The sequence below is a fragment of the Dawidia cretensis genome, assembly GCF_018598175.1.
Lineage (GTDB): Bacteria > Bacteroidota > Bacteroidia > Cytophagales > Cyclobacteriaceae > Ohtaekwangia > Ohtaekwangia cretensis.
This window is the reverse complement of record NZ_JAHESE010000021.1, coordinates 70879-88048: the sequence shown is the minus strand read 5'-3', so window position 1 is coordinate 88048 and position 17170 is coordinate 70879. Positions and strand designations below refer to the sequence as shown.

13 protein-coding genes are annotated in these 17170 nt (G+C 51.2%); 6 read left to right on the top strand and 7 right to left on the bottom strand.

The genetic code is table 11. The annotated features are described in order from the left end of the window. Window positions 1–48: 48 nt before the first annotated feature. The 4 genes from KK062_RS18935 to KK062_RS18920 form a co-directional block, all read right to left on the bottom strand. The gene (locus KK062_RS18935; RefSeq protein WP_254085912.1) at window positions 49–714 is read right to left on the bottom strand and encodes a Spy/CpxP family protein refolding chaperone; all 666 of its coding nucleotides are present in this window, start codon (window positions 712–714) and stop codon (window positions 49–51) included. 26 nt (window positions 715–740) lie between these two features. Then, window positions 741–1070 (bottom strand): hypothetical protein, encoded by a 330-nt coding sequence (locus KK062_RS18930; RefSeq protein ID WP_254085911.1) that lies wholly within the window; start codon window positions 1068–1070, stop codon window positions 741–743. Further along, window positions 1057–1557: an RNA polymerase sigma factor gene (locus KK062_RS18925; protein ID WP_254085910.1), complete on the bottom strand. Its 501-nt coding sequence runs from the start codon at window positions 1555–1557 to the stop codon at window positions 1057–1059. The genes KK062_RS18930 and KK062_RS18925 overlap by 14 nt, the downstream gene beginning before the upstream one ends. A 146-nt stretch (window positions 1558–1703) precedes the next feature. Continuing rightward, window positions 1704–2090 carry a DoxX family protein gene (locus tag KK062_RS18920; protein WP_254085909.1) on the bottom strand — a complete coding sequence of 129 codons (387 nt, stop codon included), beginning with the start codon at window positions 2088–2090 and terminating at the stop codon, window positions 1704–1706. Window positions 2091–2580: 490 nt separating this feature from the next. Here KK062_RS18920 and KK062_RS18915 point away from each other — a divergent pair, with 490 nt between their 5' ends. Beyond that, a complete protein-coding gene (locus KK062_RS18915) occupies window positions 2581–4071 on the top strand; it encodes a DUF6597 domain-containing transcriptional factor (protein WP_254085908.1) in 1491 nt (496 codons plus the stop codon). A gap of 94 nt (window positions 4072–4165) precedes the next feature. Continuing rightward, complete coding sequence (locus tag KK062_RS18910; RefSeq protein ID WP_254085907.1) at window positions 4166–4564, top strand: DUF1398 domain-containing protein; 399 nt, start codon at window positions 4166–4168, stop codon at window positions 4562–4564. Between the two features lie 23 nt (window positions 4565–4587). Here KK062_RS18910 and KK062_RS18905 read toward each other — a convergent pair whose 3' ends face one another. The 3 genes from KK062_RS18905 to KK062_RS18895 all read right to left on the bottom strand — a co-directional run bounded on the left by KK062_RS18905 (window position 4588) and on the right by KK062_RS18895 (window position 9864). Further along, window positions 4588–7215 (bottom strand): ABC transporter permease, encoded by a 2628-nt coding sequence (locus KK062_RS18905; RefSeq protein WP_254085906.1) that lies wholly within the window; start codon window positions 7213–7215, stop codon window positions 4588–4590. Between the two features lie 3 nt (window positions 7216–7218). Continuing rightward, window positions 7219–7560 (bottom strand): PadR family transcriptional regulator, encoded by a 342-nt coding sequence (locus KK062_RS18900; protein ID WP_254085905.1) that lies wholly within the window; start codon window positions 7558–7560, stop codon window positions 7219–7221. A gap of 297 nt (window positions 7561–7857) precedes the next feature. Continuing rightward, the gene (locus KK062_RS18895) at window positions 7858–9864 is read right to left on the bottom strand and encodes a serine hydrolase (RefSeq protein WP_254085904.1); all 2007 of its coding nucleotides are present in this window, start codon (window positions 9862–9864) and stop codon (window positions 7858–7860) included. Between the two features lie 347 nt (window positions 9865–10211). Between KK062_RS18895 and KK062_RS18890 the strand changes: the two genes are divergently transcribed. From KK062_RS18890 to KK062_RS18875, 4 genes are all read left to right on the top strand, one after another. Further along, a complete protein-coding gene (locus KK062_RS18890) occupies window positions 10212–10922 on the top strand; it encodes a hypothetical protein (protein WP_254085903.1) in 711 nt (236 codons plus the stop codon). A 182-nt stretch (window positions 10923–11104) separates the two neighbouring features. Continuing rightward, window positions 11105–12223, top strand: coding sequence for a M12 family metallopeptidase (locus KK062_RS18885; RefSeq protein WP_254085902.1), 1119 nt, complete (start codon window positions 11105–11107; stop codon window positions 12221–12223). A gap of 276 nt (window positions 12224–12499) precedes the next feature. Then, window positions 12500–15700: a SusC/RagA family TonB-linked outer membrane protein gene (locus KK062_RS18880; RefSeq protein ID WP_254085901.1), complete on the top strand. Its 3201-nt coding sequence runs from the start codon at window positions 12500–12502 to the stop codon at window positions 15698–15700. Between the two features lie 12 nt (window positions 15701–15712). Next, the gene (locus KK062_RS18875) at window positions 15713–17152 is read left to right on the top strand and encodes a SusD/RagB family nutrient-binding outer membrane lipoprotein (protein WP_254085900.1); all 1440 of its coding nucleotides are present in this window, start codon (window positions 15713–15715) and stop codon (window positions 17150–17152) included. Window positions 17153–17170 lie beyond the last annotated feature (18 nt).

Genomic DNA, 17170 nt, shown 5'->3' with positions numbered 1-17170 from the left:
GGCCGCCTTCGCAGGGCGGCCTTTCTCCACTATCCAACCGTGATCCGGTTATTTCTTTTTGAGCTTAACAATGATCACACCGTTTTCTCCCCACTTGCCATAAACCGAGGCAGCGGACTCGCCTTTCAACACTTCGATGCTCTCGATACTGTCGGGATTTATATCGGCCGGCATATCATCGGCCGTCTTTCTGGTATCACCGTTTACAATGACATACAACGGTTTCTTTGAACCGGCCTCGGGACCCTGGCGCACCCGCACCACCACGCGTTGGTTGTCGTTTAGCGATGTGGTGATGGAGCTCTCGGACATGGGCTCGTCTTTGTGTGCATCGAGCTTGGTTTGCTGCGCCGGTGTCAGCAGATTTTTGATGGTGATCAGCATCGACAGCTTCATCTTCTTGATCTCTGTTTCCAGCGTCAGGCACTTTTCCAGCTGGGCGTTGGCAGCCTTGGTGTCTACCGAGGGCCCCGAGATCATCTGCTCCAGCTTCACCATGGCCGCGTCGAGATCCCATTTTTTGTTGTTGTAGACCGTCAGCTCGCTGCTGTACAACGTTTTGATCTTCTCGACCTGGTCGTTTGAAAGCCCGGTCTCTTCGCGATACTTTAATACCAGCTCGGGCGCATAAAGCTTCTGTTGAAATATATCTTGTGCCGGTACCACGTAAGTCGCCGCCAGCAGCATGAGCAAAATGAGCGTTTGTTTTTTCATAACTTCTTCTTTTATCTATAGTCTTGTTAAAAATCTTCTGCCAAATAGCCGGTGGGGGATGTCCACTCCGACAAGGTTTGTTCGGGCATATCCACCAGGGAGCCGGTTTTGGTACCCTCCTGCCCTACCTCAATCACGACATCTTTCGTTTGTGCGGTCTGTTCCTGTCCCTTTTGCCGCACCGTGTATAGCACAGCAACCATCAGGATCGTTACCGCCGCAGCAACAGCATAGCGTATGGCCGATGGCCACAAGCGCCTGACGGGCACAGGCTTTTCGAGCGGCGGCACGGGGCGTTGCGCGTCGGCCTGTTTCATGCCGTCAAAAAAGGATTCGAGTATTTTATCGTCTTCCATGGTCTTGTACCTTGGTTCGTGAAAGCAGTTCCTTGAGTTGTTTTTTACCGCGGTCGTAGTGTGTGCGTACGGTACCGAGGCTGATATCCATCACCGTGGCGATGGCTTCCAGTGTCATGTCGTGGTAAAAGGCCAGCAGCAGTACCTGGGCTTGTCGCGCGGGCAGCTGTTGCAACAGCGCCTCGTAGTCGATGGACTCGTCCGGCGGCTCTGCGGCGTGTAGCCCCAGGTGGTCGCCAGGCTCGTCAACGATCGTCGGATGCCTCTCCCGCAGGCTGTCCAGAGCGGTGTAGCGGATCACCGCGAACAGCCACGTGCGGAAGCTGGATTGGTTGTTATAATGAGCACGCCCCTCCCAGATCTTCAGGTATGTCGCCTGCAGTACGTCCTTGGCCTGCTCGTCGTCATACCGGCAGCACTGCCGCGCCCACAGGTAGGCTTCGCGGTGGTGATCGGCCAGATATTGCTCAAGCAGGTGTTTTTCCATACAATTTTGTCTGTTAGTCGGCCAACAGGGCAATTTATATGACACCGGCGACAATTATCTTTTTTTTGCCAGGCAAAGGATGGAAGGAGGGAATCACATGGCGGCTGGCGTTGAACGAAGAAGTCCAGGGTGGTATCTGGCGTGAATTATTTCCGTTCAATCAACATCAGGTAGACCAGAACACTAATTAACAACACATTATACTCCATCCCGTTCCGTCCGCCGCCGACAACAAACCAACCTTCCGGGTAGTGTACAAGGATAATCCCCATGACCAGAATGGCGATCGTAATAATAGCAGCGGCCCAAACGTAGCGACGAAGTAACAACGCCACCGCACATACTACATGCGAAAGCTTAATAGCCCAGGCCAATGGTACGCCCACAGGCGCGAAGCCTATAGCATTCAGATAGTCCTGACCAAAAGATTGCACGCCACCGTTAAACATACCGGGGATGCTATGTGCAATGAGAATGATGAAGAGTGTAACGCGAAGAATAAGAGTAGAGTCGAAGCGGGGCCTGAAGGTCATAGTGATAAATTATAGGTCGGGAGTTATAACCAATATACAGTCGGGCGGAATGAATGTAAAATTAGTTTGTAGCTTTTGTGGCAATCATCCATCAATATACCTCGTTATACGGCAGTAAATCTTGCATGCCGGCGCAAGGTTTGAGCGCCCGGCGGTAGCGTAGGTATGGAGCTTGCGCCAGTTGCCAGGCGGTAGGTCAAGACAATTTTTAGATTTTTTCGTCAGTATCGTCAAAAGAACCCGAAAAATCCGGTATTATGTCTTTCAGCTTCCAGGATATTCAATAGATATCCAATAGTTCATTAAGTCTAATCTAATAGATATTGAATAGTTATATTGCTATTGAACATCCCTTATAAATAGTCTTTTACTTAAAATTTAAATTATCCAACATAAAGGCAAATGTCAGTCTTTTTGTACATTCGATTCGGACACCGTTGAATTTTGGCCGTTGTCTAAAACCCTCTCGTTACCTTAAAACCAAGCAATTATGCCTTTTCTCGAAGGACCGTTCGCCTTTACCGGCAAGTTGGACATGTTCAGCGCGTATCGCATGCGCGGCGTCGACAAGATCGTCGTTCGACGCAAAGGCGGCCCAAGCCGCGAAAAAATTAAAACGGGCGCCAGTTTTGCGAACACGCGCCGCACCATGTCGGAATTTGGTGGCTGCTCACGGCACGGCAGCTATGTACGAATGGCCATGCTTCAAATCCGACATCTATCAGACTATAATTTCGGCAGCGACATCAACAGTGTGATGCGCCAGGTACAACTGCGCGATGGCACCGGCGAATGGGGGCGCCGTCGCATCACGCTCTCCGAACATACACGCTTACTGGAAGGTTTTTCGACAGTTCGCAAAGCGCCTAGCTTCGACTCCATTGTGCGCGCGCCAGTATATTATACGATGGATCGCGCCAATCGTTCGGCACGCATTGATATTCCTGAGCTGCTGCGCGATATCAATTACTTTCCGCAGAACAACCATGCCATGTTTCGCCTGACGGTTACGCTCGGTATTGTGCCGGACGTAACGTTTGATATACCTTCCAGGGAGTATCTGCCACCCGATTGGTATAGCCGGTTATACAATTCGATAGAGACGTCGACGGATTGGAACCCTTCATTGGAAGGCATGAAAAGTACAACATTGGAACTGGCCATGGATGTGCTCCCACCCGATGATCGTTGGACGTTAATGCTCTCCATCGGGATCGAATATGGATCGTTTCGGGAAAATGGAAAAATCAAGGAAGTGCCAAGGTTCGGCGCGGCCAAAATCATGGCATTGCAAGGGAAGGATAAAACTTCTGGTGATGGCAACGATGGTGACGAAACTGAAGAGCATAAAGCACAACTGGCGAATAAGGTGATCGTCGAAGATGTTGTCCAGGCTCCGGACGTATCACGACAAGGCTACCGGGGTCCGGAGGTACGGTATGTATACACAGCGAAAGAAGTTGCCACGAAGCAGCCGGAACCCAGCGTGTATTGTTATGCCGTTCCGGCGCCTTCGCAAAGTTACAATACCCAGAATGCTGTATCTTTGTCTACAACCCACATCGATTTGCCTGTTGCGACCTACATACCGTGTGATGCGTTACAGCCCTACGTTGCTTCTTTTATAATCTCCGAAGAAGCAGAGACGAAAGAGTATAAGGTATTACCCGGCACAAACCTGGTCGTCGGTTTTCAATACCGCGGGCGGTTGGTGCGTGTTCACGATGCCGATATACATCCCTTGTCTACTGCGGGCGTTACGGGACTGCACGAAACGCCACGGGTATTTCGCAACGTAGCAAATACCGGCACAGTACTGGTCTATTTTAAAGAGGCCGGAGCCGCGCCATTTTTTAACATGCCGCTGCATGAGCTTTTTGACGAGAGTGTGTCCCTCGACAACTTTATGCTTCGCTCGGAATTACTGGTCTTTGAAGAGCAGCTGGCGGAAGCACGAGCAGATCACGGGCGAAACACCTGACACATTCTTTTTGAAGTCACGCTGAGAAAAACGATTTTTTACAATCCGGGCCCTTCGCGGCAACGACCTTTACATCGTAAAAAATCAAGCATTTATGTTTACGCTGGAACAGATCAGGGCCGCGCATGCGAAGGTTAAAAGCGGCGCGGATTTTCCGCAGTATTTCGAGAACCTAAAAGCCTTCGGGCTAGCATGGTATGAGACATTGATCGCCGATGGTCACACCGTATACCACGGTACGGATGGATACGAAACGACGGCACCGGCACGGTATACGGCTCAGGTAATTGCCGATGTCATCGATCCTCAACAATTCGAAGCAGATCTTCGGGCACACCAGCAAGGTAAAACCGACTTCCCTACCTTTTGTACACAGTGTGCGGCGCTGGGAGTTAACAAGTGGATCGTGCGCATGGATCTGCGTACCTGCACCTACTACGATCGCCACGACAACGTGGTGCTAACCGAAGAGATTCCCGGCGCAAATAGATAAGGCTTAGCGACCCGCTAACGTTTTTATTCCGTCCGCAATGATTTTACCGGATTGGTGCCCGCAGTTTTTAGTACCTGGTAACCAATGGTACACGCCGCCACGAAACAGGAGCCGCCCAGCGCCCAGAAAAATGTGGCTGCGTCGAGGGGTACCTGGAATTTATAGTCTTGCAGCCATTGTCGCATGCTCCACCACCCGATGGGCGCCGCGATCAGAAAGGCAATAACAATCAGTTGTATAAATTCTTTTCCGAAGAGCCAGGTAATGTGGGACACGGTACCTCCCAGCACCTTGCGGATGCCGATCTCCTTTGTTTTTTGTGCGATCATAAACGATACGAGGCCGTAAAGTCCGAGGCAGCCGATAAAGATGGCAATGAAGGAAAAGGTCTGGATCAGCCTCAGGCTTGTTTCTTCGGCCTTGTAGAATCCGTCGATACTGTCGTCGAGGAATTCGTATTCGAACAATTGATCGGGATGTAGTTGAAGCCATTTATCTTCTATAGTGGCCAGAATAGTGCGTGCATTCGCCAGATCGATCTTAACGGCATAGCTACTATAGTCTTCGGTGTAGGTTGTTATGAGTACCGCGCTGATCTCTTCGTGAAACGATTTGTCGTGGAAGTCTTTCAGTACGCCGACAATGGCGCCTTTCATCCGACCGCCGTTGGCGGCGATATGCCGGCCGAGCGCTTCTTCGGCGGAAGGCAGGCCGAGCTTGCGGACCATAACTTCGTTCACCAGCATTTCTCTGACGGAGTCGGACGGTACGAGGTTTCGACCGGCTACCAGGGTGAGGCCAAAGGTTGATAGATAATCGGCGTCCGCCGATTTTATACTCGTGCGGAAGTTAACCTCTTCGGTGCTGCCCTCAAACCGGATCGAGTTGCCCCAGTCGATGTTGGACGACGGTGCCGCGTAACAAAGCGTGATTTTTTCCACACCCGGTATACGGGCAATTTCATTTTTTAACGTCGTGGCTATCGTACGCGTGGAGTCCCTGCCTACGGTAACCATAACAATCGCTTCTTTATCAAATCCAAGATCGGATTGCCGGGCGAAGCGCATTTGATTCATAATTACCAGCATACCGATTATCAATACCTGAGCAATGACAAACTGCGCGACGATCAGTGTACGTCGAGTGTTGAATCCACCCCGGCGTTGCTGCAACAGCTTTCCCTTTAAAGCAGCAACGGGTTGAAAGCCCGCCAGCACCGCCGCCGGGTAATAGCCCGCCAGGAGTGTGATGCCGACGCCTACACTCAACATAAAGAGTAGCAACGTTGGATCGGAGAACAAATCGATCTGTATGCGTGTTTGAAAAAAGGCATTGATGTACGGGAAGAGTATATAGGCCAACATTGCCGCCATGGCAATGGCCGCGAAGGTGATCAGTCCAGTCTCAACAATGAACTGTCCGAAGAGCTGGCCTTTGGAGCTACCCAATGTTTTTCGGACGCCTACATCTTTCGACCGTCGCAGTACCTGTGCCGTGGCCAGGTTAATAAAGTTAACGCATGCGGTAATGATCAAAAAGGCGCCAATGATCAGGATCACCCACAGCTTGCTTTTCGCCACGGGACCGCCGTACTGCGCATTAAAGTGTATATCGTGCAAGGGCTGCAGTTTATAGTGATGCACGTTCTTGCTGGTGGGGCGGAATTTCTTTACATAGGCAGACAATACACCTTCTACCTGTGCCGTCGGAACGCCGGGCTTCAAGACAACATAACATTTCATACCATCTCTGATACCACCCCAACCGTCTGTGTCGTCGGCCAACCAGGGGTCGAATGTTTGGAGCGATGGGTATGATACAAAGATCTCACTGCGAATGTCGGTATTGGCGGGTAGATTCTGGAGGATGCCGGTGATTGTAAAAGGAAAGCGGTTTTGAAACCAAAACACTTCACCGATCGGGTCTTTATCGCCGAAGAATTTTCGGGCCATGCGCTCGGTGAGTATGGCGGTGTTGGGCTCCGTCAGGGCGGCAGCGGGTTTGCCTTTTAGCAGTGGAAAGTGAAAGATCTCAAAAAATGACGCCTCGGTGAATGCGATGCCGCCCGTTTCTTTAAACTTTACAAGCTCCTTCTCCTTTCGGAGTGTGATGAGCGCATCCGATTCGGTATAGACACGGGCGATCTTCTCGGCATAGGTATAGTCGTTGCGAAAGTGCGCACCGAGTGGCGAAGGCACGTTGCTTTGATACGCGACCACATCGCGGTGAAGCTCGGTAACGACGCGGTAGGTGCGCTCGGGATATCGGTGGAAGTTGTCGACGGCGAGGTGTTGCCGTACAAACGAAAATATAAAAATGGCGCACACTACGCTCAACGCCAGCCCGGCCATGTTGATGAGGGTATAGGCTTTGTTACCAAGCAGGTTTCGCCACCCGATTTTAAAATAGCTTTTGTACATACCGTATGGGTTTGTTCGTTGACGTCTTCGTGACCGGATAATGCCCGGCCGCAAAAGCAGCAAGACATCTATTATAAACTTCAAGTCGGCTTTGCGCTTTCCTAGTTTCTTTACACGCCTGTCGTAGACTTCGAGCAGGTCGCCTTCGATGTAGTCGAGCAGGTCTGGGTGGCAATACCAGCGGAAGAACCGCAGGAACAGGACGGGTGGCGTTGTCGTCTTCTTTTCCATGTGTTACCCTCCCAGGTTTACTTGCCATACTGACTTGGGAATGGCACGCCAGAGCTCCTCGCGTGTATCCCGGGCGTATTGTGCCGCGCGCTTGCCCAGCGCAGTGATCTCGAAATAGCGCTTGGGGCGACCGGCGCGTTCTTCGGTTCCCTCGCCGGCGTAGGAGCGTAAGTAGCCTTTTTCTTCCATGCGTTTCAACGCAGTGTGGAGCGCGCCCATGCTAACGCTGCGTGACATCCGCGACTCGATCTCGTCTTTGATAGCAACGCTGTACGCCTCGTTATTCAAGACTGCAATGGTGAGTATGACCACTTCTTCGAATTCCCCTAGCTGATACTTTTTCATGGAAGGGTTTAATATTATCTAAATGTAGGAATAATAATCGTGCCAGTTGGGAAATGGCCTTCCAGGCGCTTGGAAAGACGGTCGGGTGTTCAGGATTGTTCGGAGTTGAACAGTTTTTGTGCGGAAGTGAGCCAGGGTGGTTATATGGTTGCGCAGGTTACGACGTTACCGCTGGGAGTCTGAAGACTCCCCCCCATGGTAGGTCCAAGTCGCCCTCCCTTCGGTCGGAAGACTTGAACCAGATGCAGTCGGTCGGAAGAACCTCGCGCCAGTTATTTGCTTATAGAGTTGTCCAGGTTACTGCTTCCCTTCCACCAGCAATAACCGCATTTTTTCAATCAACGGATACGCCGTGCTGGAATTAGTAAAGATCACATACCCCATCCTGGCGTCTTTATACACTTCGAACTGACAACGGAAGTCACCGTTGTTGCCGCCGTGGCCGAAGACCTGGCCGAACGGTGATTCGCGGACTTCCAGGCTTTCGCCCATGTATACTTTGTATTTGGGCTTCTCTTCACCATCCTTTTGAGGATAGGGCGAGCGTTCGCTCAATATGTTTGTATAGGTGGCAGGCGATAGGCCTTTTTGATTTAAGAGCTGAAGCATGAAGTGCGTGAACTCGAGTGCCTCGGTATGCATGCTAAACGCCATGCCGGGTGCCTCCGTCGGATCGTCGGAAGAAGGGATGTTGTTAAAATGACCGGTGGATACGAGCTTCATCAGGCGGGCGTTCTTAGCGAAGAAGGTGTGGTGCATGTCCAGCGGGTCCAGTACTTCTTCTGTTAACATCTGTATGGTGCTTTTGCCGGTGATGCTTTTTACGACCGCCTGCAGGTATTGAAAGCCTTCGCCGGAATAGCCGAACTGCGTACCGGGGGTAAAGTTTATGACCAGTTTTCCGTCGCGCCAATTGGGAAAGCCTGTGCGATGGGTGATTACATGGCGCGCGGTGATGAGCTTATACCGGTCGTCGTACTCGATATCTTTGAACGGCAGGTATTGATAGAGTGGTTTGTCGAGGTCGATGAGTCCACGCTCGGCGAGGCGTTGTACGGCGTAGGCAAAGACGGGTTTGGTAATGGAGGCCGCTTCGAACAGGGTGCTGTCGCTTAGCGGCGCCTGGGTCATGCTGTTTTTGACACCGTATACTTTGTGATAGATTACCTTGCCGTCTTTTATCAGGGCCAGCGACACGCCAGGGATTTTATAGTATTGTTGATAGGTCTCGATAAAGTTATCGATTGTACTCGGCGACTGATTGTCAAACGTTGGCATAACACCTTTGTCGGGAACCAGGTCGGGTGCTTCTGTAACGGTGGCGCTAAATGCCGGAATCTTTACGAGGCCGCTGGGCTTTACTTTTACGTTGGGATGTGAAGGCATCGCAAGGGTGTATACGTGGGCTTCTTCGGGAATATACTTATCGGAAAGTGCCACGGTATAGCTGCCGCCCGGTAGTTGTGTGGAGTAGTTTCCGAGTGAGTCGACCGAGGTGACGATCCACGTCTGGGGCGACGCGGTAGCCGTGAACCGCAACCGTGCCGGTACTTTGATCTTGTGGGTATTTACGATTTTCATCTGCCCGGTCAGCGTCCCCCCTTTTTCATTTTCCTTCATAAAAACAATATCACCGAGTGCATGGGAGTTCTGGTATTTGCCTTCGCCATCACCCCAGGCGTTCCAGCCAAAACCGTCGGCATCTTTATCAAACACCAGCATGTCAAACCCCATAGAGCGCCCAGGCTGCAGCGCTTCGCCCAAATAGATCTTATATTCGTACATCCGCTTGTTGCCTTTCCGGACCATCTTTATGTCTGCTTTGTCCCACACGATTTGCTTTGTAGCAGCATCCCATTTGTTGGCATCGACATATTTTCGTGTCTCGGAATAACTATACGCGGTAACACCCGAGCCTTCTATGAGGTGACGAACATCGAGGCATACCTGCACGCCATCCTGCGTGTTCCAGCCTACCTGCCGGGTAGTATCGACGACATAATCACTATCCGTGATCTCGATCGCTACATAGAGGGTCTTTTCCCCCAGGTTGTAGCCGATCATAAAGTAGCCGGAGAAGTCTTCAGCGTTCTGGGGCTTTACGTCAGATTGTGCCAGGGCCAATATGTGCCTCTTTACTCCTATCCAGTCGCTTAGGTCGCCATCGACCTGGATGTTTTTTAGAGGATATACCAGGGCGTTGGCGCCATTGTGGGCCAGCGTAACACGCGTACTAACAAAAATGAGCAACAGGCAGCAACCCAGCTGCGCCATGTTCTTCAGGACGATGTATTTGTTCTCCATAATGATTAGACCGGTAATTTGTGGGAAGGTTACAAACCCGGTAAAAATTGTATAACAAATACCTAACCAATCGCCCGACTCGAACGCCAGATGCCGTTTCGCTGGATACACGGCGATAACCCGGGTAATGATCGTTCAGTCACGGACATTGTTTGTCCGACTATGAACTACTCCGCCAAAAGAAAAGGACCCGGATGCATGTATACCTCCGCCTTTCCCTGGTAGCTACCAACTTATTTGGCTTTCATTATACATTTTTTTTTACTTATTCTTGAATAATGAAATTTACAGTATATGCCCTACCACGTCGTTGCAGCGCATTTTATAATATACTCAAATCCGCGTATATGCTTGCCTTTGTGGCGATCCTGTCGTCTTGTACAAAAACCAGGGAACCGGTTGTTACCGAACAAAGCGACTCCACGGGCATGAACGAACAATCTGCACAGAATTCGGACAATTTAGTTGCCATGCGCGCTCCAGCGCCCGACGCCCCGCGCACGACCATTCTATTGCAGTTCGAGAACTTCTCCATGACCGCCGCGTTCGAAAAGATTGTCAACACCAACGATTATTTTAACGAGATCCATCAAGACACCATCGTTGTGGCACTCGGCTTGTCCCGTCAGATCTCCGGTCAGACGTATGCTATCAAAACCGACTCTTCTATTCAGCATGTAGAGATCTTTCAAAATTATGAAACCAGTCTCTTTGTGATCGGCGAAGGTCCTGTTATCACGCTCATGGAGTGGAAACACTACGTTGGCAACTGGGAAAAATTAGAGATCGCAAACGGAAGCTTTAAGACAGCCGAGTATAGCAACGCAGACTTTGAACAATTTCCCGATGTGACACGTGACGAAATTGTACAGGCTGTCAAAGCTACCTTTGGTGGTGAAACAAATACGTGGGTGGAGTCCGCTGCGAAATGTAACGGCCCGCTGGGTCTCCCCTGTGGCGTTTCCATCAGTCGTATTACGCTGAAAGTTGTTCTGACATATACTACGGGCATTATGGTGGAAAGATTTATCGTCTTTGAAGTGCCGATAGGGTGTTAACTGCAGAAACCATACGTGTACAATTATACTTTTCGCGAGAGATAGTACGGGAAAAACCCCGTTTCGTTCGCGGCCGCTTGCAATTGCAACGGTAATTCCGGAGTTTCATATACTTATTGACGAGCCCATCTATCTGCCAACCCCGGCAGGTGGATGGGCTTTTTTATTTAACCCCTACATATATGGTCAAAAAAACCTCCTCCCCCTCCTCCTCTGTTAAGAGCGCAGCCGCCAGTAATGGCAGCGCGGTCTCGCATCCGAAGTATTGTACACTTGTATCAACACCGCCGCGAACATTTGACGCGGACGTAAGCGGTTTCCGGGCGGCGATGATCCTGCTGTCGGATCGGAAATGGGTCAACGGCACCAAGCTGCGGTATTATTTCTTCACCGGCAGCGATGGCTCGCCTGCATCGTGGAAAGGCGACGCGACACAAAAGAATGTTGTCAAAGAGGCCTTTGCTACGTGGAAGAAACAAGGCATCGGCCTCGAGTTCGAAGAGGTGAGCAACAAGGAAGACGCGGAGATTCGAATCGGCTTTATGCGCGGCGACGGCGCGTGGTCGTATGTGGGCCGCGACATCATTGACGTGGCCGGTTCGCCGAATGAGCGAACCATGAACTTTGGCTGGAGCATCGCCAACGACATTGACACCGCCATTCATGAAATTGGTCACACCCTCGGCGCACCGCACGAACACCAAAACCCCAACGCCGGCATTGTATGGGACGAAGATGCGGTCTATGCCGCCCTCGCAGCGCCGCCGAATAACTGGAGCCGCGAAACGACCTTTCACAACATCATTCGAAAGTTACCGGTGAACGAAGTGGAAGGGTCTACGCACGATCCGAACTCGGTCATGCATTATCCGTTTGGAGCGGGCCTGATCAAAGAACCGGCTGCTTTCAAAAATGGAATTTTCCCGGCAGGTGGTCTGTCTGCGAAGGATAAGGAGTTCGTCAGGAAGTTTTACCCACCCCTGGCACCGGCGGACTATACAAAGTTGACGGTTGCCAAATCTGCACCGCTCGATATCAAGCCCGGTGAACAGAAAAACTTCATTTTTAAACCCACGGTCAACAGGAGGTATAAAATCCAAACGTTTGGTGCCCTGGATACTGTGATGGTGCTGTTCGAGCGGACCGGAGGCGAAGAAGTTTATATTGCAGGAGACGACGATAGCGGAACAAACTTAAACTCCAAGCTTCACTTACGACTGATTAAAGGACGCGAGTATGTTGTGCGTGTCAGATTATTCTATTCGAGTAGTGAAGGAATGGGATCGTTGATGGTAATTTAATCTATACTCTGGCGCGAGTCTGATAGCTACTCCATTCTGGGGGAGATCGACTCGCGCCAACCATAATATTCTGACTCGTGCGCGTGCACGTCTGATATTTTTTTTCATGATTCATCTCGTTGACTGTCAATGCTCCGGAGATGATGTCTCCTTATTTATTAATCCATAAGTTTGGTAGGCATTAGAAATGTAATACTTTTGTCTCACCCATTTACCCACCACCTGGGCTCCTAACCTATTTTTTAAAACTTAACACTCATTACTAAAGCAAGTGCAATGGAAAAATTTGTACGAAGGATTTGTATTGTCTTTTTTTTACTGGTCACGACCTACGCCTGGGCACAAGACAAGACGGTAGAAGGGACTGTTATTGGCACCGACGGCACGCCGTTGCCCGGTGCTAACGTTATTGTGAAGGGTACTACCCGTGGTGTGCAAACAGACGCCAACGGTAAGTTCGTTCTGCAAGCTGCATCGACAGATGTGTTGTTGATCACCTATATCGGCTTCAAAAATATCGAAGTGCCGGTTGGGAATCAGACCACGTTTAGCGTCACACTACAAGACGACGAGGGTAAGCTCGAAGAAATTGTTGTCACCGCGCTGGGTATCACCAAGGAGAAAAAGTCCCTGGGGTATACGGTGCAGGAAGTAAAGTCAAACCAACTGAGCGAGGCGCGCGAGAACAATCTCGTGAACGCGCTGTCGGGTAAGGTTGCTGGCGTGCGCGTTACCAATAGCCAGGGCAACATGGGCTCGTCGCGCATTGTGATTCGCGGCGAGACTTCTATTGCCGGTAACAACCAGCCTTTGTTTGTGGTGGATGGTCTGCCCGTGGACAACTCGCAACTGACAAAGTCTGACGCTTCGCGCGATTTCCCCAACGCCATCTCCGACATCAACACGGAAGACATCGAGTCTATCAGTGTATTGAAAGGTCCTAATGCTGCGGCCCTCTATGGCTCGCGTGCGGCGAACGGTGTTATTATTATCAACACCAAAAAAGGCCGTGGCGGCAAACATGGCCTGGGTATCCAGGTCACGTCGGGTGCTACCTTTGAGAACCTGCTGGTGTTGCCCGATTACCAGAACGTGTACGGTCAGGGAGCGGGTGGAGAGTTCTCGTATGTCGACGGAAGAAACGGAGGCATCAACGACGGGGTTGATGAAAGCTGGGGGCCGAAGATGGACGGCAGACTCATTCCACAATTCTATTCCAACGGTGAGGCTGTGCCTTTTCTGCCACATCCGGATAACGTAAAGGACTTCTTTGTAACGGGCCACACGCTCAACAATGGCATTGCCATTTCTGGTGCGAAAGAAGGTTTCGACTACCGCTTCTCGTATAACAACTCGAAGCAAAAGGGTGTTGTTCCCAACAGCGACCAGACAAAAAATTCATTCAGCATCAATACTACCTATACCCTGCATCCGAAAGTAGTGTTGTCTACCAGCGCTAACTTTATACGAACAGAGTCGGACAATCTTCCGGGTACTTTCGGAAGACGCGCCAGCAGCACCATGTTGCAGTTTACCTGGTTTGGACGCCAGGTGGACACCAAACGTCTGAAAGATTACGAAGACGAAAATGGCAACGACATCAACTGGAACCACAGTTTTTACAGCAATCCGTACTGGGTCGCCTACAAAAATACAACGAGCCAACGCCGTGATCGTTTCTTTGGCAACGTAAACCTGAGCTATAAGATTGTGGAAGGCCTGACAGCCAACTTCCGCACGGGAAACGACTACTACAATGACCGGCGTAAGATCAGAATAGCCTATGGTACCAACGGCACGCCGTTTGGCTCGTACCAGGAGATCGGCTATACGATAAACGAAAACAACACGCAGTTTACACTGAACTATAAGAAAGACGTTACCCCGGACTTTAACATCGACGTGTTAGGGGGTGCCAACTATCAATATCGATTCCAGGAAGAGAACAACCAGTTGGCCAATCGACTGGCGGTGCGGGATTTGTATACACTGACCAACTCACGCGACCCGCTGCAGTCCAGCAATACGCTGAGTCGTCAAAAAATCTATAGCTTGTTTGCTTCCGGTCAGGTAGGATTCCGCAACTATGCCTTCCTGAACCTGACAGCACGCAACGACTGGTCCAGTACGTTGCCTTCGGGCAGCAACTCGTATTTCTACCCTTCTGTTAACGCCAGTGTGGTATTGTCTGAAGCGCTGGGTTTTGCCGGCAATGCGGTGCCGTTTGTTAAAGTACGCGGCGGCTGGTCTAAAGTTGGAAAGGATGCCGAGCCGTATAAACTTGTGAACACCTATCCGTTTAGTGCTCCCTTAACTGTCAATTCAATAGCCAATCCCCGCCTGACGACTTCCGACAGTTACTTAAACCCTAACCTGAAGCCTGAGACCACCACTTCCACAGAAGCCGGTGTGGAAGCGAGCTTCCTCAACGACCGTATCAGTGTAGATGCCAGCTATTATTTTACACGTAGTAAAAATCAAATCCTGAGTGTGGGCGTGAGCCCCAGCACCGGGTATACATCCGCGCTCGTGAATGCGGGCGAGATTGAAAACCGCGGTGTTGAATTACAGCTTACCGGTGTGCCGGTCCTTACACCTGGCGGCTTCCGCTGGGAGGTGAGCGCGAACTGGGCGAAGAACGTGAGCAAGGTGGTAGAGCTGGATAAAGCGGGAGAACTGAAATCGTATCTTCTGGGCACCGGCGGCGTAGAAGTACGCGCCGGTGTAGGCGAGCCCTACGGTGTGCTGTTTGGATCGGCCTTCTTGCGGAACGACAAAGGTCAGATCGTGGTGAACGAGGATGGCACGCCGGCGCGCGATCCCAGTAACAAGATTCTGGGTCGGTTTACGCCGGATTGGATCGGCGGCATTAACAATGCCGTGTCGTACAAAGGTGTTAGCCTGAGCTTCCTGATTGATGTGCGCATGGGCGGCCAGATATACTCCGGCACACGCTCGACGGGTCTCGAAACCGGTGTATTGATCGAAACACTGGAAGGACGTGATGCTGATCACGGCGGACTTCCATACTACCTGTACAAAGATGGAAACCAGGTCACCCGGACTGCGCCGCTGCCCGACCACAATGCTTCTGCACCCGATGGCTCCACCGTGTATCACGATGGGATCTTATTCAACGGCGTGAATGCCGACGGCAGCCCCAACACAACGATTGCCTCGGCGCCGACATATTATAAAACACTGTCTGACATTGGCGAGCACAATACCTTTGATGCCACTTTTGTCAAGCTGCGCGAGATAAAGCTTGGCTATGCCATACCTTCTTCGCTTACGCGGCGTATAGGCTTCCAGTCGGCCACGGTGGCGCTCGTGGGCCGTAACCTGTGGATCATTCACAAAGACGTGCCCCACATCGATCCGGAAACAGCGCTTAGCACCGGCAATGCGCAGGGCCTGGAGTCCCTAACGCTGCCGACTACCCGCAGCTATGGCTTTAACATTACGTTGAATTTTTAATTGACGCTCACTATGAATACGCGCTATATCAAAAAAATTGTATCCCTTGTTATCGTTGCGGCACTCGCCGTGGCGTGTGGCGACAGTCTGGAGGATACCAATATCAATCCCAACGAAGCATCGACTGCCCAACCCGACTACTTGCTGACAAACGTGATCAAGTCGTCGGTCGACACGTACTGGGGCGTTGAAAACAATGAAAACAGCACGTTGCTTTTTGTACAGCATTTCGCCAAGGTTCAGTATACGGACGAGGATCGGTACCGGTTCACAAACACCAGTTTTGAAACGGCCTGGAAAACCTACTACTCTGTCGGTATCCAGGACCTGACAGAGATTATCCGGGTGGCGGAACAGTCGGGTAACACTAACTACAAGGGCGTGGCGCTGATCCTGCGTTCGTGGCTGTTTGCCAACCTCACGGACCTGTACGGCGCGGTTCCATACCGGCAGGCCGCGCAGATCGGGTCTACCCTCACACCGGCGTACGATGGCCAGGACGTTGTGTACCCCGGTATTCTGGACGATCTGAAAACTGCGGTCGATCTGCTTGATCCGAATGGCCCCGCCATTGCGGGTGACATTCTATACGGTAACAATATTACCAACTGGATTAAGTTTGGCAATGCCTTGCGCCTGCGATACGCCCTGCGCATCGTCGATCAGGCGGAAGACAAGGCAGACGAGGTGATCATCGACCTGCAGGATGAACCGATCATTAGCAGCAATGCTGAGCATGCCCGCCTGGTATATCTCAGCTCTCCGAACCAGAACCCCATTGCCGCGAACTTTGAAACGCGTGACGACTATCGCGTCAGCCGCTCCATCGTAGAGACCCTGCGCACGCTGAACGATCCGCGTTTGCCGGTATTTGCCGCCCCGACGGCAGAAGTGACAAACGAAGTCTATGTCGGTCTGCCGAACGGTTTGTTGCCCTCAGACGCCAGCGCCATTGGCTTTTCCAAAACATCAAAGCCGGGTGCCTATTTCTTACGACCGGAAGCACCCGGTGTAGTGTTGACCTATGCTGAAGTATTGTTCAACCAGGCCGAAGCAGTAGCACGCGGAATTGTCACCGGCGATGCTGAAGCATTGTATGAAAAAGCGATTACCGCATCGCTACAGCAGTTCGGTATTACCGACGCAACCGTCATTGCCGATTACCTGGCTCAACCGGCGGTACAATACAACGCGACGAATTTCCGCGAATCTATCGGCACGCAGAAGTGGATTTCGTTGTTTGGCCAGGGTCCCGAAGCTTTTAGCGAATGGCGCCGCCTGGATTATCCGCAGCTAACGCCTGCGGCAGCCGGTGTACTGAATGGAAAGATTCCATTGCGGTTTATTTACCCGGGTAGCGAGCAATCGCTGAACGGAAACAGTTATCGCGATGCGGTGAATGCCCAGGGCACGGACGCATTGATCACGCGGTTATGGTTTGACAAGGAATAGAAAAATCTATTTAAGCAT

Excerpts from the sequence above, each read along its gene's own strand:
- KK062_RS18900 (WP_254085905.1), bottom strand. The coding sequence starts at position 7,560 with ATGAAAAAGTATCAGCTAGGGGAATTCGAAGAAGTGGTCATACTCACC.
- KK062_RS18875 (WP_254085900.1), top strand. The coding sequence starts at position 15,713 with ATGAATACGCGCTATATCAAAAAAATTGTATCCCTTGTTATCGTTGCG.
- KK062_RS18895 (WP_254085904.1), bottom strand. The coding sequence starts at position 9,864 with ATGGAGAACAAATACATCGTCCTGAAGAACATGGCGCAGCTGGGTTGC.
- KK062_RS18935 (WP_254085912.1), bottom strand. The coding sequence starts at position 714 with ATGAAAAAACAAACGCTCATTTTGCTCATGCTGCTGGCGGCGACTTAC.
- KK062_RS18930 (WP_254085911.1), bottom strand. The coding sequence starts at position 1,070 with ATGGAAGACGATAAAATACTCGAATCCTTTTTTGACGGCATGAAACAG.
- KK062_RS18915 (WP_254085908.1), top strand. The coding sequence starts at position 2,581 with ATGCCTTTTCTCGAAGGACCGTTCGCCTTTACCGGCAAGTTGGACATG.
- KK062_RS18885 (WP_254085902.1), top strand. The coding sequence starts at position 11,105 with ATGGTCAAAAAAACCTCCTCCCCCTCCTCCTCTGTTAAGAGCGCAGCC.
- KK062_RS18905 (WP_254085906.1), bottom strand. The coding sequence starts at position 7,215 with ATGGAAAAGAAGACGACAACGCCACCCGTCCTGTTCCTGCGGTTCTTC.
- KK062_RS18880 (WP_254085901.1), top strand. The coding sequence starts at position 12,500 with ATGGAAAAATTTGTACGAAGGATTTGTATTGTCTTTTTTTTACTGGTC.
- KK062_RS18925 (WP_254085910.1), bottom strand. The coding sequence starts at position 1,557 with ATGGAAAAACACCTGCTTGAGCAATATCTGGCCGATCACCACCGCGAA.
- KK062_RS18890 (WP_254085903.1), top strand. The coding sequence starts at position 10,212 with ATGCTTGCCTTTGTGGCGATCCTGTCGTCTTGTACAAAAACCAGGGAA.
- KK062_RS18920 (WP_254085909.1), bottom strand. The coding sequence starts at position 2,090 with ATGACCTTCAGGCCCCGCTTCGACTCTACTCTTATTCTTCGCGTTACA.
- KK062_RS18910 (WP_254085907.1), top strand. The coding sequence starts at position 4,166 with ATGTTTACGCTGGAACAGATCAGGGCCGCGCATGCGAAGGTTAAAAGC.